Raw genomic sequence first — 21,059 nt, 5'->3', positions numbered from 1 at the left:
CAAGACCGGTTATGTTTGATATTTGATATTTGATATTTGATGTTTGATGTTTGAGGTTTGTAGTTAACACGAAACCTGAAACCTGATACTTGGAACTCGAACGAAGCGAGCCTACCTGAGCGCCAGGAACAGAACTGTAGAGGCCCAAAGCACCAGGCAGACCAGGGCCATTGTGTCGCTGCTTTTCCATTTCAGGGGGAACATGGCCGACCTGGGCTTTCCAGGTACGTACCCACGGGCCTCCAGTGCCATAGCCAGATCGTCGGCCCTGCGAAACAGACCTATGAACACGGGAAGTATGATGGACATGAGGGTGGCGGCCCTCACCTTGAGCCCTCCCCTCCTCAGGTCCGCTCCTCTGGACCTCTGGGCCTTCCACACACGATCAGTTTCATCCGTTAGAACAGGGATGAACCTGATGGCCATCATCATCATGAGGGAAAAATCCTGGACAGGGAATCGAAGACGGGCAAGAGGGGCCAAAAGCGATTCAAGACCTCTTGTTATAGATAGCGGGCTTGTCGTGTAGGTGAGCAGGGATGAGAGGGCTATAACGGTGAGCAGTCTCCAGGATATCAGTGCGCCCCGGCTTATCCCCTCTTCAGTGATGGTAATACTGAAAGGCGTTGTAAATTCCACAACCGGTGTACCTGGTGTGAAGAACAGATGCAGTACGGCCGTAAAAAAGAAAAGGAAAACAAACAGTCGCAACCCTTTGTAGAAAACTCTCAGAGGGATACTGGAAAGGAGTACCAGCCCCAGCACAATTGCGGTGTGAAGAAAAATAGCTGCCAGGCCAGCAACCGCAAATGTGATCAGCATCATGACAGCCAGGGATATTATCTTCAGCCTGGGATCCAGGCTGTGGACAAAAGATTCCGCGGGATAATAGTTGCCAAGGGCTATATTCAGAAAGGACATAAATGCAAGCCCAAAGCCCAAAGCCCAAAGGCCAAAGAAAGTGCTGAAGCAGAATTACTCCTGCTTGTTTTTTCGGTATGCGATCTACTTTTGGACCTTGGACCTTGGACTTTGGGCTCTCGCACAGGATTTTCCTACAGGTAATTCTGTGCGAGGATTTCAGCTATTTGCACAGCGTTGGTAGCCGCACCTTTTCGGAGCTGATCACCTACTACCCAGAGGGAAAGCGCATTGGCTGTAGAGAAATCCTTCCTGATCCTCCCCACGTAACAGGTATCCTGTCCTGCAACGAAAAGAGGCATTGGATAGGCGTTGGAAGCCGGGTCATCGAGCACCTCAACACCAGGGGCACCATGTAAAAGTTCCCGTGCTTTTTCAACTGTGAGCTCTCTTTCCGTCTCGATGGTGACCGATTCGGAGTGAGCAGTCAGGACTGGAACCCGGACACAGGTAGCCGAAACCTGGATCTGGTCATCGTGAAGCATCTTGCGGGTCTCGTTGTGCATCTTCATTTCTTCCTTCGTGAAGCCGTTGTCGGCGAAGGAGTCCACATGGGGAATAACGTTGAAAAGAAGCTGATGCTGGAAAGCCGATACTTCCAGGGGCTTTCCCGCGCTCCAGTCTTTCGTCTGCTTAACCAGTTCAGCCATTGCCTGGGCACCTGCACCGCTGGATGACTGGTAGCTGGAGACCACGACCCTTTTTATCCCGGCATAGTCGTACAGGGGCTTTAAGGCCACTATCATAATGATGGTAGTGCAGTTCGGATTAGCTATGATCCCTCTCTTCGTGTACTGCCCGATATCCTCCGGATTTACCTCGGGCACTACCAGGGGAATGTCCTCATCCATCCTGAAGGCCGACGAGTTGTCAACGACCACCGCTCCGGCCGCCACTGCTGCAGGCGCGAACTCCTTGCTGCGTCCTCCGCCCGCCGAAAACAGTGCAATGTCAATACCCTCGAAGGACTCCTTGGTCATTTCCTGAATGACAAGGTCTTCACCTTTCCACTTGAGGACTTTGCCTGCCGATCGGGAGGAAGCGAGGTATCGCATCTCGCCGACAGGAAAATTCCGCTCCTCCAGAACCTGGACCATCAATTCGCCTACGGCTCCAGTGGCTCCGGCTATGGCTACGTTGAACTTTTTCTGACTCATTTGTTGTGCCCCCTCTCGAAAAAACAGTGCAGAGTATAAAGTGCAGGGTGCAGAGGAAATACCAATGCATCTGGTGAATAACAAAAACTATTCGAAAAGCGTTTTAAGGCCTTTTATCGCCTGTTTGGTGCGATGTTCGTTCTCGACCAGTGCGAACCGAACGAACCCGTCTCCTCCTTCACCAAAACCGATGCCAGGGGCTACTGCAACCTTGGTCTTTTCCATTGCCATGAGGGAGAACTCCAGACTACCCATTTCCCTGTACTGTTCGGGAATGGGAGCCCAGAGGAACATGGTCGCCTTGGGCGTCTCAACCTCCCACCCGATCCTGTTAAGCCCGGAAACCAGGAAGTCTCTGCGGTTCTTGTACGTATCCACGATCTCCCTGACACAGTCATCGGGACCATTGAGAGCTATAATGGAGGCGATTTGAATAGGCTGGAACATTCCATAATCCAGGTAGCTCTTGATCCTGACCAGTGCTCCCACAAGTTTCGGGTTGCCAGCCACGAACCCGACTCTCCACCCTGGCATGTTGTAGCTCTTCGAAAGGGTGAATATCTCCACACCCACATCCTTGGCTCCCGGGGCCTGAAGAAAGCTGGGAGCTTCGTAACCGTCAAAGACCAGGTCAGCGTAAGCCAGATCATGGACAACATAAAATTTGTATTCACGGGCAAGTTCTACGACCTTCTCAAAAAAGGAAAGGTTCACGACCTTGGTGGTCGGGTTGTTCGGGTAGTTGAGCACCAGCATTTTTGGCCTGGGCCAAAGGCTTTTTACGGCACTCTCGATACGCGCTAAAAATTCATCCTCATCGTCCATAAGGGGAACACTGCGAACATCCGCATTAGCGATGACTGCACTGTAGAAATGGATCGGGTAACAGGGATCAGGCACCATGACAACGTCACCTGGAGCCGCTACAGCCAAGACGAGATGGGAGATACCTTCCTTGGAACCTATGGTGGCCACCACTTCACTTTCCGGATCCAGATCCACATCGTAGCGGCGTTTGTACCAGTCGGCCATTGCCCCACGCAGCCTCCCGATACCTCTGGACACCGAGTAGCGGTGGTTCCTCGGATCACTGGCGGCGGAAATCAGTTTATCCACAATGTGTTTGGGGGTCGGCAAATCTGGATTACCCATACCGAAATCCACGATATCCTCGCCACGCACTCTCGCCTTGTATTTTTGCTCATTGACGATGTTAAATACGTATGGCGGCAGTCTTTCGATCCGATAAAATTCTTCCATGTCAATATTCCCGTTTAGAGTTTAGGGTTCCGGGTTCCAAATGTTTATAACCCGCAGCAGCAATCGCTTCTCATAGCACCGGCTCTGAACGGTGTCAATTATGACGCAGGGAAAAGAAATGACGCGGTGACGCAGCGTATTTCACTCCGTGTCTCCGTGTCTCCGTGTCGAGCAGTTTAAGCTAAACACACCCACAACCCGTTTCGCCAACTCTTCGTAAAGATCGCCCGACGGGACAAATGTGACGTCCCTGCCCTTTTCCCGGTAATCAATATTTACGATGAGGTGCTCCGAGGTCAGAACCGATGGTTCCCTCTCTGGCCACTCCACAATGAAGACAGCGTTCCCCCCGACATGGTCCCTGTATCCTGTAGAATCAAGATCGTCAGAATTCGTTATCCTGTAGAGGTCCATGTGGTGAAGTTCACGCTCCAGGCAAGGGTAACTCTGCATAATGGTGTAGGTCGGGCTGGAGACGACGTATCCGTCATCGATCCTCATCCCATCAGCAATACCTCTTGCCAGGGTTGTCTTCCCGGCTCCCAGAGGGCCTGACAACCCGATAACCGCCCCGTCGAAAAGGATTGCACCCAGGCGTTGTCCCAGTGCCAGCATCTCTTCGGGAGTTTCCAGTAACAGCCGGGTCCCGTGCTTCATCAGCTCCCTTCCGCCAGGGCCCGCAGAATTTCTCTTCGCCCGACAACCCCCTCCACTCTCCCTTCATGCATTACAGGAAGGAAATGGATTCTTTTTTCTGACATGATAGTCGCGATATCAGCCAGGAAAGTGTTCAGGTCGATAGTAACAGGGGCCTTGGTGAAAATATCATCCACCTTTGTAGCTACCATCTTGTGCAGTTCGTCCTTAAAATGTTCGGATGTTCCAAGGTAGATAGCGGAATCGAAGAGGGAAACTACCGTGGGAAGATGGAGGTTCTTCTCCTTTGCGATAAGGTCCCCCTCCGTCACCACTCCCAGCAGTTTTCCTTTTTTATCTATGACCACGGCACCGGTAACATCTTCCCGAAGAAGCAGTCTGGCCAACTCTTCAACGCTCATCTCGGGCAAGATAGTGAGGAACTGTTTTGTCATTATCTGGGAAGCTGTAAGCATGCTCTACTCCGTCCTCATCCCCATCAGAGTCAAACCAATGGAATCAATAATATCGGTTGCTGTGAGAGCGTGTTCCGAAACCTTCTCTGTTGCCAGATCGGCAGCGGCGCCGTGTAGATAAACAGCCGCCTTGGCGCTGTCTAAAGTATTGCACCCCCTGGCGAGTAAAGCTCCAATCATGCCCGTAAGTACATCGCCGGTGCCGCCGGAAGCCATTCCAGGGTTCCCGGTAGTATTAATAAAAAAGGTCCCGTCCGGATGAGCCACCACAGTACCCGCACCCTTGAGAACGACGACACAACCGCTTCTCCCGGAACATTCCAGTGCTGCTCCGATGCGATCGGACTGGACATCCCGGATGCTGCCGCCGATGAGTCGGGACATCTCACCGGGGTGTGGTGTGATCACGGTATGTTGGCCACGGGGTCTTAAAAGTTCCAGATCTCCCTCCAGAACGTTCAGGGCATCCGCATCCAGGACGGCGGGAAAGCTCTCCCAACTGAGAACCTCCCTGACCAGTTCTGCGACCTCCGGATCGGTGGATATACCAGGTCCTATACCTAGAGCATCCCGTTCCATTATCAGCTTTTTAAGCCCGTTAGCGCCCATTCGTGAGAAAGAACCCCCAGCGGTCTCAGGTAGAGGTGCGGTCATGACCTCGGGGGTGGCCGCATCAACTTCGTGAACGGCAGAAGCTGGAACGGCAAGGGTCACCAAACCCGCTCCGGCTCTCAACGCCCCCCTCGATGCAAGGATCCCTGCACCAAGTTTGCCTGTGGAACCGCAGCACAGGAGGAGATGACCGTATGAACCCTTGTGAGTATCCGGCCATCGTTCCTCGTAAATGCCTTCGACTGCCTCGGGTCCAAGAAGGGCTCCCGGCAGATCCATGGTCTCGATCACCGAACGGGGGATCCCTATGTCGGCTACGACAACTTCTCCGGCGAACTGCGCGCCTGGAAAGAGCACCAGCCCGGTTTTTGGAAGGCCGAATGTGACAGTGACGTCAGCCGTGACGCACTCCCCCAGGGGATGGCCGGTACGCGCATCCAGGCCGGATGGAACGTCAGCGGAGATCACGAGGCCCGGGCATGAGTTGATGATCCTCACACACTCCGCCCATTGCCCTTCCACAGCCCTCCCCAAACCGGTGCCGAACAGTGAATCGATAGTAATATCTGAGTCCCCGGCACGTCGGAATGCTCTTTCGTATGAAGACTGCGAAGACAATACAGTCACATCCATATCCAGTCGTGTGAGCGTTCTCAACTGGACTTTTGCATCCCCGCTGAAAGTGGCTCTCGGAGCTGCGAGAAATGTAACGACCTCATGTCCCCTGTCGGCAAGATGCCTTGCGGCCACCATGCCGTCGCCCCCGTTATTCCCGGGTCCGCAGACAACTGTGACTCTGAGCCTTTCTCCATTGTTGCGGCTTTCGATCTCGTCAACAAGCCCCAAACCCGCGCTCTCCATGAGAACAAGGGAAGAGATGCCAAGGTCATCGATAGTCCTTCTGTCTATCTCCCTCATTTGCGAGGGAGTAACCGTTTTCAAGCTAAGCCTCCAGGATAACGACAGCCATGGCACAGTCATCAGTGTGGGTAAGGCTGACGTGGATTGTAGCGACTCCCATTTGATCGGCGATGTCTTTCGCCTTTCGTTTTAATCGAATGTGGGGTTTTCCGGCTTCGTCGTTCTGGACCGTAACATCGGTCCAAGTCATTCCTTCACTCAACCCTTTTCCCAGTGCCTTGAACAGAGCTTCTTTGGCCGCGAAGCGAGCGGCGAGATGCAAATGTGGCTCTCCCTTGGATTTGGAGTACTCCAACTCTTTTTCATCGAATACGCGGTTCTCCACGCGGTCGGCCCACTTGAGCAGCATTTCCTTAATTCGCTTGCTCTGCACATTATCGATCCCTACACCAATGATCATAGCAAGCCTCCCATAGCCATTTTCATCTCCCTTACCGCCCTCTCCATGCCGACCAGGACGGCCCGGGAAACGATACTATGGCCGATGTTCACTTCAATAACCTCGCTTATCTCAACAATGGCCCTTACATTATGGTAATCAAGACCATGACCCGCAATAACCTCCAGTTTGAGCTTCTGGGCTACTTTGGCAGCATTCACGATCTTTCCGTACTCCTCTTCAGCAACCGCTTTGGTCTTGGCTTCTGCGTACTTGCCCGTATGGATCTCCACCGCATTGGCCCCGATCCTGTGGGTGGCTTTTATCTGATCCATATCAGGATCAACAAAAAGGCTGACCTTGATCTCGGCATCCCTCAGGAGGCTCGTCACCTTTTTCAGATAATCCATGTTCATAGCCACCTCGAGACCTCCCTCGGTGGTCAATTCCTCGCGACGCTCGGGTACGAGAGTGACGGTGTGAGGCTTGACGTCGAGGGCTATTTTGACCATGTCCTGGGTAGCCGCCATTTCAAGGTTAAGACTCGTTTTGGCAGTACGTTTTATAATGGCCAGATCTCTGTCCTGGATGTGACGCCTGTCTTCCCTGAGATGGAGAGTTATCCCGTCGCACCCGGCAAGTTCAGCCAGGACAGCCGCTTCAACCGGATCGGGGCTTTGGCCTCCCCGAGCCTGCCTGATTGTAGCCACGTGATCGATATTGACACCGAGTCTCGTGTATCCCGATCCTGATTTAAACATGTAAACCTCCAAAACCTTTTGAGAGTTCAGTATTTAGAGTAGCTGGTCTTGCCCAATGCAACTTCAAACCTCAAACGCCAAACCCAAAACTAGAATCTCTCCCACCCGAACCGCTCAATAAGCGCGTCACACAGGCTGTCGCAGACCATCATGGTTGTGTTTTCCGATTCGCTGGAAACAGTCACCCTGATAAGAGGTTCGGTACCCGAATAACGCACACTCAGAAGGTGATCTTCCCCCAGTTCATTGCGGGCATTGTCGAGCAGTTCCTCGAACCAGCTTTGTCCGTCCAGGGGCACCCGGTCCCTGGTGCGAAGGTTCACCATGATCTGAGGATATCTCTTCCATCCCTGAGTCAAACTGGAAAGGGGACAACCTTTCTTTACAATGGCTCCAACTGTCTGGAGGGCAGTCACGATCCCGTCCCCCGTGGGGGCATAATCACTGAAAATAACGTGGCCTGATGGCTCAGCCCCAAGTACGGACCCGGTTCTGGTCATCTCCTCCAGTACGTATCTGTCTCCGACGTCAGCCCTGAGGAGGGTTATCCCCTTTTTCCGCAAGGCGCTCTGCAAACCTACGTTGGTCATGATGGTACCCACAGCGGTTTTGTTGGCAAGTCGCCCCACCTGCTGAAGTTCCAGGGAACTCAGAAAAAGAATATCGTCGCCATCTACAAGGTTACCTTTTTCATCGCACAGTATGGCCCTGTCACCATCCCCATCCAGAGCGATACCTAAATCCGCACCGCTTTCCAGAACGGCCTTGACCATTGCCTCGGGGGCTGTGGAACCACACCCAAGGTTAATGTTGAGTCCGTCGGGGTTCCCGCCGATAACAATAACTTGAGCTCCCAGCTCAGAGAATATTTTTGGAGCGACCTCATAAGCCGCCCCATTGGCACAGTCTACGACCACCTTCAAACCCTCAAAATTGATACCCTCATCAATCGTTGATTTCGCAAAAGCAATGTACCTTCCTTCAGCGTCATCAACTCTGTAGGCCTTTCCAAGCCCATCACCATCTGGGCCATCCAGGGGTCCTGAATCCATGAACTGTTCTATGGCTGCTTCGACCTCATCCGGAAGCTTCCTTCCGTTTGATCCGAAAAATTTTATCCCGTTATCAGTGTAGGGGTTGTGGGAAGCGGAGATAACGATACCGGCGTCAGCTCGCATGGATCTGACGAGAAAGGATATGGCGGGTGTTGGAAGCGGTCCGACAAAATAGACGTCTGCTCCCATGGCGCATATCCCGGACATCAGCGCTGATTCGATCATATAACCTGAAAGCCTGGTGTCCTTGCCGATTATGATCCTTGGATGGAGCTTGCCCTTTCTGAAAAATGACCCGGCAGCCTTCCCCAACTGGAGAATAAACTCCGGCACAATGTGGCCTCTGTTTGCCACACCCCTTATGCCGTCTGTCCCAAAATATTTTTTATTATCCATAATTTAGACGCTTTTATTAAAGTTTTTTATGAATACTTTACTTCAGCCCTTACAGATCCATGATTCGGGAAATTTTCTCCGGTTATCTGCCAGCCTACTGGTTGCCGGTCTGGACCTTGACCACCGGTATAACGTACTGAATGCTGGAACGCTTGATGGCGTGAACCGTTCCCTCTTCGGGCAGGATCACAGAGGTTTCCCCCTTTAGATCCTCAAAAGCTCCTTCAACACTGATGGGAAGGGTTTTGAGGGTCTTTATTCTTGCCATCCGCGATCGAGGGCCTTTGATCTCCATGACATCCGGTGTGACGACAGGATCCAATGCCACATAACCGTCCATGGGGGTACCCTCAACAGGGACGACGATCCCTACTTCCTTTTTGGCAGTTCTTTCCAGAACAAGGTTTACGCTGGATGGGCTTACTCTGGTAACAGTGATCCTTTCAGGGACCTTTATGTCCGAGGTAAACAGTTCAAATGTGGTCTCCCCTTCCGCCGCCCCTAAAAGATCCAGGGTAACGTAGATGCCCAGCTGGGAAACCCGGGATACGTCCCGCCGGGGGCCCGACATACGCACATCCACACGCTCAACAGGCCCCCTGATGACCTCCATTTCAGGGGAAAGGTTGTGGAGCTCAACAGGCACACCAAGGCTTATCTCCATACTTTCACCACCTTGGCCCCTGGAAATAAAAAACCAGAGAAAAATGGCGAAGATGACCGATAAAACCTTAAGAGTCAGATTTTTTCCAAGAACGGACAGCAATCTTTATCCTTTCCCACCAGTTTGAAGTCTGGGGATCAGCATCTTTGGCAAGCATCCTTTCCAACACTCTTTTGAGCTCTTCAGCCTCGAGCCTGGAGTAAAGCTTACCCTCACAGGCCGTAGAAATCTTCCCTGTTTCTTCTGACAGAACAAGGACCACAGCGTCTGTTTCCTCGGTGAGTCCAAGAGCAGCCCTGTGGCGAGTGCCAAGAACTTTTTCAAGTCTCGGATTAAGGGTAAGGGGCAGAAAACACTGAGCGGCGGCTATCCGGCCTCCGCTGATGATGACCGCGCCGTCGTGGATCGGAGAAAAGGGCATGAAAATGGAAAGGAGAAGGTCTTTGCTCACCGTTCCCTCTATGGGCGTCCCCTTTTCAATATAGTTTTTCAAACCGATATTACGCTCTATTACGATGAGAGCACCGATCCTCTTGCTGGACAGAGCCGTGGCGGTCTTGACCAGTTCCTCGATGAGGTGCCTCTGCTCCCCGGGATTGGAGCCGGTGAGGGGGTTTGACCCCACAAGAGCAAGGGCCCGGCGTATCTCATCCTGAAACAGGATGACTATTACGATAACAATGGAGCCCAGAAAGTTTTCAAGTATCCATCCAAAGGTGGTGAGTTCGGCTGCCTGAGCAAGAAAGTAACCTCCCCCAAGTACAACCAGACCAAACACCATCTGCAGGGCTCTGGTTCCCCTGATGAGCAGGAGTGTCCAGTATAAAACGATAGACACTGCAGCGATATCCAGAAGGTCGCGCAGACCGATTAGGGAATTGAGATCCATAAGGGTGCTCATCCTCTGACGGGACCTTTCATCCCGGACACGATAGCCATGGCCTGAACAGTTTCAGCCACATCATGAACCCTGACCATATCAGCACCTTGGAGGGCAGCTGCTACGGCAGCTGCCACGGAACCAGGCATTCTGTTACTGACATCCGTACCGGTCAGCTCGCCGATGAACGATTTCCTTGAGGCGCCCGCCATCACAGCGGCACCCAGTGACCGGAGTTCCCCTATCCGTGAGATTAGTTCCACGTTCTGCTCCAGAGACTTGCCAAATCCGATCCCCGGATCGAGACAGATCTTTTCTGCCGGGATTCCCTCGTCCATAGCCACATCCATGGCTGCCTCGAGGCAGGAGCAGACCTCCCCCATCAGATCGACGTAAATAGTATCGTCCTGCATGAATTCCGGGCGCCCTCTTGTATGCATGAGGATAACCGATGACCTGGAAGCCGCAGCAGTATGGACCATTCCAGGATCGAAGGTCATGCCGCTAATGTCGTTCACGATACTCGCCCCTTCCAGGATCGCTTTCTCGGCCACCTCCGATTTGGTTGTGTCCACCGAAATGAATTTTACTCCCTGGGCTACCAGGTCCCGTATCACCGGGATCACCTTTTCCCACTCATCTTTGGCACTTACCGGCCTGGCTCCGGGACGCGTGGATTCGCCCCCGACATCAATGATGTCGGCTCCCTGTGCCGCCATTTCAACACCCCTTGCCACAGCCGCTTCCTTCCCGGAGTATTTTCCGCCATCCGAAAAGGAATCCTCGGTGACGTTTAAAATCCCCACGACCACCTTCTTCCCGCCTGAAAGGAGGTTCTCCCCCCTGACGACGTATCGTCTATCTTTATCGATAGTATCCAGGAGTCCTTCGATGGAACGGGACAGGTCAGCCAGTTTGAAAGGCTGCCCCACCAGCTTGCAGACAAGTCCACGCATTTGCCTGGTTGTTCCCATCAGGAGAACCGGGGTTTTTTGAACCTTGAGACCCGCAGCCTCTTTCCGAAGAGCAGCCTCTCCACCAAGGGAAAGCATATCCTGTTTCAGGATAAGGGCGGCCCTCAGATCAACGTCATCAAACCGGATAAGATGATGCCTTGACTTCCCCTCCATTATGTCGATCCCCTCTGGATCGACACCCATTAAAGCCATTTCCCTCCTGATCCCCGAGGATCCAGGGTCAATCAGCCTCGGGCGGCGCATCCTGCTCTTCCTTTTCCTCTTCAGCTACCTTTCCTGTCTCTTCTTCCTCCACCTGCTTCGGCAAGGTTTCTTCATCCCCGGTATCAACTGCCTTTTGGTATCTGGGTTTCGGTTTAGGAAGCACCTCGCCGTGGATAACCATATCAATCTCTTCGCCGCCGAGCGTCTCACGTTCCAGGAGCGCATTCGCGAGCCTGTGAAGAGATTCCAGGTTCTCGGTGATGATAGCAGTCGTTCTTACATGAGCATCCGTAACAAGCTTCTTAACCTCATCGTCTATCTTTATGGCAGTGCTCTCACTGTAATCCCGGTGCTGCGAGATCTCCCTTCCGAGGAAGATCTGCTCTTCCTTCTTGCCGAATGACAAGGGTCCCATTTCCTCGCTCATCCCCCATTCGCAGACCATTTTCCGTGCAAGATCGGTGGCCCTTTCGATATCGTTGCCAGCCCCGGTCGTCTGTTCGTGAAGTACCAGTTCTTCGGCAACCCGGCCGCCAAGGAGGATGGCGATGCGGTCCGTCAGATACTCCTTCGGGTAAGTGTGCCGTTCATCAATAGGCAGTTGTTGAGTCAGACCGAGAGCGCGTCCACGGGGAATGATGGTGACTTTGTGAATAGGATCAGCGCCGGGGATCATTTTGGCAACAAGGGTGTGCCCTGCCTCGTGATAGGCTGTTATACGCTTTTCCACATCGCTGATGATCATACTTCGTCGTTCCGTACCCATGAGAACCTTGTCCTTGGCGTCCTCAAAATCATCCATGGTAACCTTACTCCTGTCCTTGCGGGCAGCCAGAAGAGCCGCCTCGTTGACAAGGTTTGCCAGATCGGCCCCCGAAAAACCGGGTGTACCACGCGCCACGATCTCCAGTTCGACGTCATCAGCCACAGGGATATTCTTGGAATGGACCTCCAGAATGCCCTGTCTTCCCTTGATGTCCGGGTTTGGGACCACGACCTGGCGGTCGAACCTGCCCGGTCTCATAAGGGCGGGATCAAGCACATCAGGTCTGTTGGTGGCCGCGATGAGAATAACCCCTTCGTTGGACTCAAAGCCGTCCATTTCGACAAGAAGGGCGTTGAGCGTCTGCTCCCTCTCGTCGTGCCCACCTCCCAGACCAGCTCCGCGGTGCCTGCCCACAGCGTCGATCTCGTCGATAAAAATAATACACGGCGCATGCTTCTTGCCCTGATCGAAAAGGTCCCTCACTCTGGAGGCTCCCACACCCACGAACATCTCCACAAAATCGGAACCGCTGATGGAGAAGAACGGTACACTTGCCTCCCCCGCTATAGCTTTGGCCAGAAGGGTTTTGCCTGTACCTGGCGGTCCCATGAGAAGGACTCCCTTGGGAATCTTGCCGCCCAGCCTCTGAAACCTGTGGGGATCCTTTAAAAAATCGATGATCTCCTCGAGTTCCTCCTTGGCTTCGTCAACTCCGGCTACATCGTTGAAGGTAACTTTGCTCGTCGCGTCTGTCAGCAACTTAGCCTTGGATTTCCCGAAAGACATGGCCTTGCTGCCTCCCGATTGCATCTGCCTCATGAAAAAGATCCACACGGCAATGAGAAGCAGCATAGGGAACCAGTTTACGAAGATCATTACGTACCAGGGGCTATCCTGGGACGGTTCAGCCACAATGCGGATCTCTTTTTCCCTCAAATAGGGGACCAGATCGGGATCCTCTGCACTGTATGAAGAGAATTGTGTGTCATCATGGAACTTACCGGAAATGTTCCGGCCGCTCAAAAGAACCTCCTTGATCTCCCCACCCTCAACACGGCTCAGGAATTCACTGTAAACCAGTTCAGTGACAGGCTGGGGTCTCACGGAAAAGAGGTTGTAGAGCAGGATGACAACAAGCCCAATGACAACCCAGAGCGACAGGTTCCTGTAGAAGTTGTTCAAGACTGTTACCTCCATTTTTTGCAGTTAAATTAAACGTTTATCACATTTTACATGGGCGAACAACCAGATTTTGCAGTATTTTCGGGCTCTTGTGGGAATTTCAGCAGGCCACACCGGCAATTTTCAGGCAGTTTTATCCAGAGACCCGGGGGGTTCGGCCACATCTGTTTGTGATAGGTGAATCCCTGGATGAAAGTTCTTCCATGGAGAGAAGGATCGCCTCCTCGCCTTCCATTCCCTCCAGAACTGCCTTTTGTGAGATTTCTATCCCACCTACCCAGAGAATATTATCCTTCCCGTCCAGGATGATCGGGATCCGGTCACGGGCTGCCCTGGGAATTTTGCGGTCCACCAGGAAATCTTTCAGTTTCTTGTCTCTTTCCATTCCGATGGGCATGAAACGGTCTCCAGGCAGCCGTTTTCGGACCCACAGGGAGCCTGTAAGGCCTTTTTTTGAAAGAAGCACGGACGACTTGCCGCAGGGATAACTTACGGGGTTTTTCAGAACCTTTTCCTTTGCGGTTATGGCCAGCCCTGCAGAAGGGATGATCAGACTGCCGGGAACCTTCAGCTCCAGGGGCCTGGATGGCAGGCCACACTCGGACGGCGGGACAGATTCGTCGACATGGGCCAGTCCGTAAGAGAGAGTCAGGGTCATTTCTCCAGGCAGTGAGAGCTGTCCGTTCCTGCCGGCCAGAACAAATTCAAGGGCGTCATCCACAAGGGCCCTGGACGGATATTCACGCAGCGCCTGGACCAGGAAGTCCCCGATCAAACGCTTTTGAAGGATCCCGGGTAGTGCCAGGAGGGTTTCCCGTTCGACGAATCCTGGGTTTTCGTGGCCTGGATCAGGTAGAAATCCGTGGAGGAGGTCTTCCTCCATCAAGGACAGACTCCCGGCCGCCCGACCCATCCGACGCAGAAGATCACATATGTCCGGATTGAACGTGGCTGCGAGTCCCGGCAGTATCCTGTTCCTTATTCTGCTGCGCGCATAAGCCCCGTCGAAGTTTGAGGGATCCGAGACAGGACTGACGTTCATGACCTGGCAATAAGACCAGGTAGCCGATCGGGGCACATCGATAAGAGGCCTCAGGATCATCCCTCTCCTTTCAGGTATTCCTCCCAGGGACCTCCAGTCCATTTCCCTGGTGGCCCTGAAAAGCACCGTTTCCGCCTGATCGTCTGCAGTATGCCCCGTTAGAATCCACTTGGAACCCGCCTTTTTGGCGGTTTCAAAAAGAAACCGGTATCTGAGGAACCTCATGCCAGCCTCAAGGGAACCGTAATTTCGACGATGGGCTTCGAGTTCCACTGGGTCCAGTTGACCTGTGACCAACCCAACTCCTGACTTGCTGCAGAGCTCAACGACCTTTTCCAGATCCTGTCGTGACCCGGGACGTATACCGTGATCCAGATGGGCGACGGTCAGGTTCCGCGCGGTTCCCAGGGCCGCCAGCATGGTCAGAAGAAGTGCCGTGGAATCAGCACCCCCGGACACAGCCACAAGATAAGTGTCTTCCGGGCCGGTGCCGAGTTGGAGCAACTTTTCCTTAACTTTCTTCTGCAGATTCATAAATTTACTTTTTCAGATTCCAAACTAGATCGCCAGAAGAGGGAATAGTGTATGTGGAAGGTGGTAGGAAACTGTTTCAGCAGTACACTCCCTGCAATATTGCACTGAATGTATTAATTTTTCTACCTCCTCCCCTATTCCTCCTTCCCTATTCCAAATATAAAAAGCCCGGGATCAGCTGCCCCGGGCTATTGTATTCGTCGAGAATTTTATTCCCTTTAGTCCGAGGGTCCCTGATCCTCCCAGCCCGGATTGCTGGCTATTTTCTCCAGTTCGGAGGCCAGTGCCTCATAATGACCTTCCTCTATTTCCGAGAGATATTCCAGAAACGCCGCAGACCTCTCGTCTCTTGCTGCTCCTGCCATTTCCAGATATGTGGCTGCTGCTTTCTTTTCCGTATCCATGGCCAATCGCAGGAGGTCGGGTAGAGACATATTCTCTTCATCAGGGATGTTGACACTGACGTCAAAATCATCGAAACCACCCACTTCCGTACCAGTCTGAGCCCAATAGAGCCTGCTTAGTGTTTCTCTGTGTTCCTGCTCATCCTCAGCAAGGCCGAGAATCTTCCTTCTCACAAGGGGGTTTTTAACCCTCTTAGCCAGGGCCAGATAGAACTCCCTGCCTTCGATCTCATGTTTAATCGCCTCGATTAGGGTCTGTCCTATGGCCGGGTTCGCTTTCAAAAATTCACCTCCTGAGAAGAGCCTTATATAATTTACCACGAATTCGGGGAAAGTAAAGAATAGTCAAATAATCAGAAGGATGAATAAGGAAGGATGGAGGATGAATAAGCGCGGTTATTATTCCTCCTTCCTCCTTCTTCATTCCATGCATGTCCTGGTCCAGTACTCATATCCTCGCAGCCATTTCCAGGCTGCACCGCAGGGATACACAGGATCAACTTTGATAGGGTCGCAAAAAGTCCGTAATCGGTTTTTTGCTCCTCGGAAAGCGAAAAGTGTCATTTTCACTTTCCTTACATGATGACTTTTTACGAAGTCATCAACTTTGCATCCCAAATCCTGGAGAACTTTTGAGATCTGAGATTTGAGATCTGAGATCAATTGCCGCGGTTCACTCCCCCAGCGACAGGATTGGACCGCTCAAGGTTCCAAGGAACGCCTCCAGCGCCTTGAGATCACTGTTTGTCAGACTCTGGTGCTCTATATCGGGGTTTTTAGATCCCCTGTAGAAATCCAGCACTTCCCTGATGGCATTAAATTGCCCTGCATGCATATAGGGAGGTCTCTCGACCACATTTCTAAGGGTGGGTGTCTTCATTGCGCCGTTGTACTTCCTGGTATCGGTGTCCATCCACCAGAGCTGCTGGCATTGCTTGCCCTTCGCGTCGCTGAAGTTGCCGAGACAGTTGAATTCGTCGGCCAGCACCAGACTGATCCCCTCTGCCCGGCCCGCGTCAAACGGCATCTTTTCGGAAACGGGAATATCCAGGTTATGGAATTCACCGTTGGTAAATAAAGGACCGCTATGACAGTTGGTACATTTGGCCTTGCCGATGAAAATCCTCAGTCCCTCGGCCTCTTGATCAGTGAATATACCTTTCAGATCACCAGCGCGATCCTCATTCAGGGCGGCAACGTATTCGTCAAACCGCGATATTCCGGGCAAAATGGTCCTGACGTAAGCCGCTATGGCCTTGCCGAGATTGACGTAAACCCTGTTTACCGCTTCCCGGTCTTCAAGACTCAATTTGAGCCACCCCTTGAAAGCCCCTGGATCGTCAGATGCCGGCCTGGCAAGAAGCCGTCCCAGCTTTCCCACCGGCGGAAGCGGGCCAAATATATCTTCATATTCTTTCCTGTAGTGCTGAAAGATAATGGAAACTACGAATACCCTGGAGATTCCGTGCTCAACGGAACTTTCAAGGGGCCCCAAAGCCTGGGACCAGAGGCTGTCTTTCCTACCGTCCCAGAAAAGCCACGGATAGTAGGCAGAGCCGATGAGAGTCATTGTCCTACGCCCTGTAGTTCCCATACCGTGGGCCAGGGGAAGGTCGTCGGTAAAAGCGTAATCCACACGATGACAGGTTCCACAGGAGACTTTGGCGTTACCCGAAAACCTCTTGTCGAAAAAGAACTTCCTGCCAAGGGAAGCAGCCAGTTTGTCATCCCCGTAGGCGTTGGAAGGATCCTGGGGGACAGTGGGAAGGGATTTGATCCAGAGGGACTTCAGGGTACGAACCTCACCGGGGCTCCAGTCATGGACTCCGGCGTAGACGGTTCCAGGGAAAATCACGAGAAGGGATCCCAGAACCAGTATCAGACTTAAAAACCTATTGGAACCGGCCATATTCACTCCCTGGCAGCGTGTCGGACAACCTCGGATCACGCCATCGGCGTGACTGTGAATTTTTCGGAGGTAGCCAAGACGACTGATCAGCATCATAATTCTTTAATTTAGCTTACCTTTTCATGGGTCCAGTAAAACATCTTCCGATAAATCCCAGCTGGAAGTCTGAATGAGTTCTCCAGCAGACTACTAGCCCGCATAATTCATGATGTTTATCGTGCCATTCCCATTTATCCATATTTGCCACACAGTTAGCTCACATCTCATCACCATCATGAATAATGCGGGCTAGTTCAGAAGGAGGTTGAAGGATACCTGATCCATCATTTCACCCGCTGTGATGTGGAAGGTTACAACCCACCAGCCCGGCATGCTGAACTTGAGACCCTCTACCAGGAACTGACCATCTTCCATGGTACCGGAGACTTCAGGCTCTGTGGGAAAACCGTGCCCGTGCTCAGGCATGTCACCGAGGATCTTGATCTGGGCATTTTTAACCGGCTGACCGTCAGCAGTTTTGACATCGAGATTCCAACTGAGCAGCCTGTTTACCGGAATAGGATGAACGTCGCTCTTATAGGAAACGTTAAATTGCCCCTTCATGGAGGTTTTTTCCATGGAAGTATCGATCTCTGACGGACTGGGCGCCTTCATGGTGTGGGTATGACCCATGGCACCGACTGGGGGCAGGGGGATCTTCACTGAATCGGCGGTGGATCCACTGGCGATCTCAAGTCTCAACTCCCAATCGCCCGTCATGGAAAAAACCACGTTCTTCACATTGTACAGACCGCCGCCTTTTTCGTTCGCGACCGGCGTTTCCATTACGCCGTGTCCCATAGAGGGCATCCATGGTGTAACGGTTATTTTTGCGCCTGTTACATCTTCATCCTTCTTGTTGTGGATGATTAGATCCACATTGTTAACCCCCATCTCAACCTTTTTGTCCGGGAACAGGACCTCAACGCTGAACTCGCCGTTTTCAGTGACCTTAAAAATGCTGTCTTCGTAGTGCTGGGTCATGGGAGCATGCATCCCGCCATCGTCGTGGGCGGTTTGGGTGGTAGCACATCCCGTCCAGCTGATCAGCCCTAGTATCATGAGACTCAGTATCGCTTTTTTCATAATCTCTCCTCCTTGAAAATTATATTAACCTATAAACCATTGATTTCCAAAATATTACGTTTTTTTGTTTAGACAGGGACGAAAAAGACCCCATCGGGAGCGGAAAACATGAGCGGTTCACCGTCCAGTGGGACCGGTTCAAAAAAGGCTTGGAAGAAAAGGCATTGAAATAGTGTAGTGTGCAGGGTGTAATCCAATTGTAGAGTGTAGTGTGTAGAGTGAAGGCACGCAAATCTCCGAAACGAGCTGGATGCACGCTGTTTAGATTTTAATTTTTCCTCTGCACTCTACACATTACACTCTCCCCTTTTCCACTCGTGAAAAAGGGGCATTTTCATTCTTTTCAGGAGTGGAAGTAGGTTACAGCGTATATCTCAGCCTTCTCGTCATTAAGGGCGACGATCCTGTGAGGGACATCGGAGCTGTAATAAGCGCTGTCGCGAGGCTTAAGCCTGTAGGTGTCTTTTCCGTACTGCAGCTCGATCTCTCCGGATACAACGGCAATAAACTCCTCGCCTTCGTGCTGGGAAACCTTAACCTGTCCAGGCAGCTGGGGCAGTACTTCGATGAAGAACGGTTCCATATGCCTGTCAATCTTGCCCTGGGCAAGGTGGTGAAAAACAAGGGAGGTAGGCACACCGCTTTCAGATGACAGTTCGGTTCTCTGAAACCCGTCAATGTCACCAGATCTGACCACCACTGGATCCCTGCTCACCGAGACATCCAGGAAGTTGGCCATTTTTATACCCATGGCCCTGGAGAACTTCAGAAGGGTTCCTAGCGCCGGTTTGATTGTATTTTCCTCGACCTGTTCTACGAAATTGACGTCAAGCCCTGACCTTTCCGCCAACTCCTCCGTTGAAAGCCTTTTTATTTCCCTGAAGTTGCGTATCCGATCCCCGATCTGGTCGCCTTGCATCTGAGCTCCTCCCTCATGCAATAAATCGTGTTGTTTGAAAGCGATTTAACACTATCGATCTTACGGTCATTGAGAACATATTTCAATTTGGGAACAGATTTGAGTAACGAACTTAAATTGTTCAGTAACCACTTTACCACAGTGGTGTCGGGGGAAAAAGCAGTGAACGGTGAACGTTTGTAGGTTCCCATGACACGGTGACACGGGGACGCGAGGACGCGGAGATAATAACTACTCCGTGTCTCCCCCTCTCCGTGTCTCCGCGTCTAGTGGTTTTCCTAATCCCTTCACCGTTACACCGATTCTCCGACACACCGATACAGATATTCACTACGGATGCTCTCCCACTTTAATGAATGTACCGTCACGGTACTCCCGAAAAGCTTCGTGCAGTTCCTCTTCCGTGTTCATGACAATGGGGCCTCTCCAGGCAACCGGTTCCCTGATAGGCTGACCTGAAATCAGAAGAAAACGCAGCCCGCTCTTTCCTGCCGTGATCTCGATGTGATCCCCTGGGCCATAGAGGATCACCTTTTCATCCCCTACAGGCTTTCCGGCTCCTGGTGAAAAGTTACCGGAACCGTCAAGAGTATAGGCAAAAACGGTGTGACCCGGTTCAAAACTTTGGGTAAACCTCGTGCCCGGCAACAAGGTAATATCCAGGTAGAGAGGGTTCTGTACCAGATCTCTCATAGGTCCTGACACACCTCCGTAGGTCCCTGCGACAACCCGAACCCTGCTCCCTGTCTCCTGTGTGACTACGGGAATTGTATCAGCCTTGATATCCCTGTACCTGGGATCCATCATTTTCATGGAAGCGGGAAGGTTTACCCACAGCTGCAGCCCCCTCATTTGACCACTTGTTGCCCTGGGCATCTCCTGATGCACAATGCCGCTGCCGGCAGTCATCCACTGAACATCCCCGTCCTTTATGGAGCCCCTGTTTCCAATACTGTCTCCGTGCTCCACATCGCCGTGGAGGACATAGGTCACAGTTTCGATACCCCGGTGGGGATGCCATGGGAATCCAGCCGTATAATCTTCAGGATTCCGTGAGTGAATATCGTCCAGAAGCAGGAATGGATCGAGCCTGGGCATCTCGGTATGCCCGAACGCCCTTTTAAGGCGAACTCCCGCTCCCTCCATCGTTGGTACAGAACTCCAAACCTTTACCGGCTCTCTGAAAATCGTCATATCGCCTCCATCTGCTCCCCTCATCCATAGCCTTGTCCTGTAATATAAGCATGTAATCAGTAATTCTCAATTCGCAATTGTCGATTGCTGTCACCCCTCCTTGACCCCCCATTACGGAACAGATATGGTTAAATTCTGTTCGATACAAAAAAACCAGGCCCACACTGTGGAGATCACATGAATAAAAAAGTTCAAACTGCTGTTTTTCTGGTCGGCTGCTCGGCCATCCTCATTTTCTTCCTCATGGCACCTGAAAGCACCACCCCCAGAATGCCCCTGGACGGGAACCATCCCAAAAAACAGAAAGATTACACAACCTGTTTCCAATGCCATTCTCCTGAGGCCCTCCCTGAGAACCACACGGTGGACGGGAAAACACCACCCGAAGGAAAGCAGAAATGCTACTTCTGTCATAAATTGGAGAAGGGATGAATCCGTGATCAGTTGTCCGCCTGCCACGTCGTAGCTGATAGCGAAGACGGGTGAATAGTGATTGATTAAACATTTCCGAGATAGATTCAGCTTAACTTTCAGTTGCAAGCTCCGGGTGTTTGTATAGAGTTCCATTTATCACTGCAGGAACTTCACCCATTTCAATTCCCCCAGACCTAGACATAATGAATTGACCTGTCCAACCTTGAAGCCGTGGGTTATCCTTTGAGGTTGGGAACTTAGAGAACCTTAG

Annotated in this window: 20 protein-coding genes; 1 reads left to right on the top strand and 19 read right to left on the bottom strand. The window is 52.0% G+C overall.

Going from position 1 to position 21,059, the window contains the following annotated elements:
• Window positions 1–111 precede the first annotated feature (111 nt).
• The 19 genes from P1S59_10160 to P1S59_10070 form a co-directional block, all read right to left on the bottom strand.
• Window positions 112–921, bottom strand: a complete 810-nt coding sequence (locus P1S59_10160; GenBank protein ID MDF1526614.1) for an energy-coupling factor transporter transmembrane component T — start codon at window positions 919–921, stop codon at window positions 112–114.
• 134 nt (window positions 922–1,055) lie between these two features.
• On the bottom strand, window positions 1,056–2,078 hold the full coding sequence (locus P1S59_10155; GenBank protein ID MDF1526613.1) for an aspartate-semialdehyde dehydrogenase: 1,023 nt from the start codon (window positions 2,076–2,078) through the stop codon (window positions 1,056–1,058).
• Window positions 2,079–2,165: 87 nt separating this feature from the next.
• Entirely contained in the window at window positions 2,166–3,338 is a 1,173-nt protein-coding gene (gene alaC, locus P1S59_10150) for an alanine transaminase (GenBank protein MDF1526612.1), read from the bottom strand.
• Between the two features lie 141 nt (window positions 3,339–3,479).
• Complete coding sequence (tsaE, locus tag P1S59_10145; GenBank protein ID MDF1526611.1) at window positions 3,480–3,995, bottom strand: tRNA (adenosine(37)-N6)-threonylcarbamoyltransferase complex ATPase subunit type 1 TsaE; 516 nt, start codon at window positions 3,993–3,995, stop codon at window positions 3,480–3,482.
• Window positions 3,995–4,450, bottom strand: a complete 456-nt coding sequence (locus tag P1S59_10140) for a CBS domain-containing protein (GenBank protein MDF1526610.1) — start codon at window positions 4,448–4,450, stop codon at window positions 3,995–3,997. The genes tsaE and P1S59_10140 overlap by 1 nt, the downstream gene beginning before the upstream one ends.
• Window positions 4,451–4,453: 3 nt before the next feature.
• Entirely contained in the window at window positions 4,454–6,004 is a 1,551-nt protein-coding gene (locus P1S59_10135) for an NAD(P)H-hydrate dehydratase (GenBank protein ID MDF1526609.1), read from the bottom strand.
• A gap of 1 nt (window position 6,005) precedes the next feature.
• Complete coding sequence (gene acpS / locus P1S59_10130) at window positions 6,006–6,383, bottom strand: holo-ACP synthase (protein ID MDF1526608.1); 378 nt, start codon at window positions 6,381–6,383, stop codon at window positions 6,006–6,008.
• Entirely contained in the window at window positions 6,380–7,123 is a 744-nt protein-coding gene (locus tag P1S59_10125; GenBank protein ID MDF1526607.1) for a pyridoxine 5'-phosphate synthase, read from the bottom strand. The genes acpS and P1S59_10125 overlap by 4 nt, the downstream gene beginning before the upstream one ends.
• An 89-nt stretch (window positions 7,124–7,212) precedes the next feature.
• Window positions 7,213–8,574 carry a phosphoglucosamine mutase gene (glmM, locus tag P1S59_10120; protein ID MDF1526606.1) on the bottom strand — a complete coding sequence of 454 codons (1,362 nt, stop codon included), beginning with the start codon at window positions 8,572–8,574 and terminating at the stop codon, window positions 7,213–7,215.
• A gap of 94 nt (window positions 8,575–8,668) precedes the next feature.
• Window positions 8,669–9,238 (bottom strand): CdaR family protein, encoded by a 570-nt coding sequence (locus tag P1S59_10115; protein ID MDF1526605.1) that lies wholly within the window; start codon window positions 9,236–9,238, stop codon window positions 8,669–8,671.
• A 67-nt stretch (window positions 9,239–9,305) separates the two neighbouring features.
• Entirely contained in the window at window positions 9,306–10,127 is an 822-nt protein-coding gene (cdaA, locus tag P1S59_10110) for a diadenylate cyclase CdaA (protein MDF1526604.1), read from the bottom strand.
• Window positions 10,128–10,135: 8 nt separating this feature from the next.
• A complete protein-coding gene (gene folP / locus P1S59_10105; protein MDF1526603.1) occupies window positions 10,136–11,338 on the bottom strand; it encodes a dihydropteroate synthase in 1,203 nt (400 codons plus the stop codon).
• Window positions 11,316–13,247: an ATP-dependent zinc metalloprotease FtsH gene (ftsH, locus tag P1S59_10100; GenBank protein ID MDF1526602.1), complete on the bottom strand. Its 1,932-nt coding sequence runs from the start codon at window positions 13,245–13,247 to the stop codon at window positions 11,316–11,318. Before ftsH ends, folP begins: the two co-directional genes overlap by 23 nt.
• Before the next feature lie 133 nt (window positions 13,248–13,380).
• Window positions 13,381–14,823 (bottom strand): tRNA lysidine(34) synthetase TilS, encoded by a 1,443-nt coding sequence (gene tilS, locus P1S59_10095; protein ID MDF1526601.1) that lies wholly within the window; start codon window positions 14,821–14,823, stop codon window positions 13,381–13,383.
• Window positions 14,824–15,041: 218 nt separating this feature from the next.
• Window positions 15,042–15,509: a ferritin family protein gene (locus tag P1S59_10090; protein MDF1526600.1), complete on the bottom strand. Its 468-nt coding sequence runs from the start codon at window positions 15,507–15,509 to the stop codon at window positions 15,042–15,044.
• A 391-nt stretch (window positions 15,510–15,900) separates the two neighbouring features.
• Window positions 15,901–17,136: a cytochrome c peroxidase gene (locus tag P1S59_10085; protein ID MDF1526599.1), complete on the bottom strand. Its 1,236-nt coding sequence runs from the start codon at window positions 17,134–17,136 to the stop codon at window positions 15,901–15,903.
• 288 nt (window positions 17,137–17,424) lie between these two features.
• Window positions 17,425–18,261, bottom strand: a complete 837-nt coding sequence (locus P1S59_10080; GenBank protein ID MDF1526598.1) for a FixH family protein — start codon at window positions 18,259–18,261, stop codon at window positions 17,425–17,427.
• A 343-nt stretch (window positions 18,262–18,604) separates the two neighbouring features.
• A complete protein-coding gene (locus P1S59_10075) occupies window positions 18,605–19,180 on the bottom strand; it encodes a cupin domain-containing protein (protein MDF1526597.1) in 576 nt (191 codons plus the stop codon).
• Window positions 19,181–19,510: 330 nt separating this feature from the next.
• The gene (locus P1S59_10070) at window positions 19,511–20,374 is read right to left on the bottom strand and encodes a pirin family protein (GenBank protein ID MDF1526596.1); all 864 of its coding nucleotides are present in this window, start codon (window positions 20,372–20,374) and stop codon (window positions 19,511–19,513) included.
• Window positions 20,375–20,551: 177 nt separating this feature from the next.
• Here P1S59_10070 and P1S59_10065 point away from each other — a divergent pair, with 177 nt between their 5' ends.
• Complete coding sequence (locus P1S59_10065; protein ID MDF1526595.1) at window positions 20,552–20,806, top strand: hypothetical protein; 255 nt, start codon at window positions 20,552–20,554, stop codon at window positions 20,804–20,806.
• Window positions 20,807–21,059 lie beyond the last annotated feature (253 nt).

The sequence above is a fragment of the bacterium genome (assembly GCA_029210965.1).
GTDB lineage: Bacteria > BMS3Abin14 > BMS3Abin14 > BMS3Abin14 > BMS3Abin14 > JALHUC01.
The sequence above is the reverse complement of the archived record's forward strand: the minus strand, read 5'-3'. Positions and strand labels throughout refer to the sequence as shown.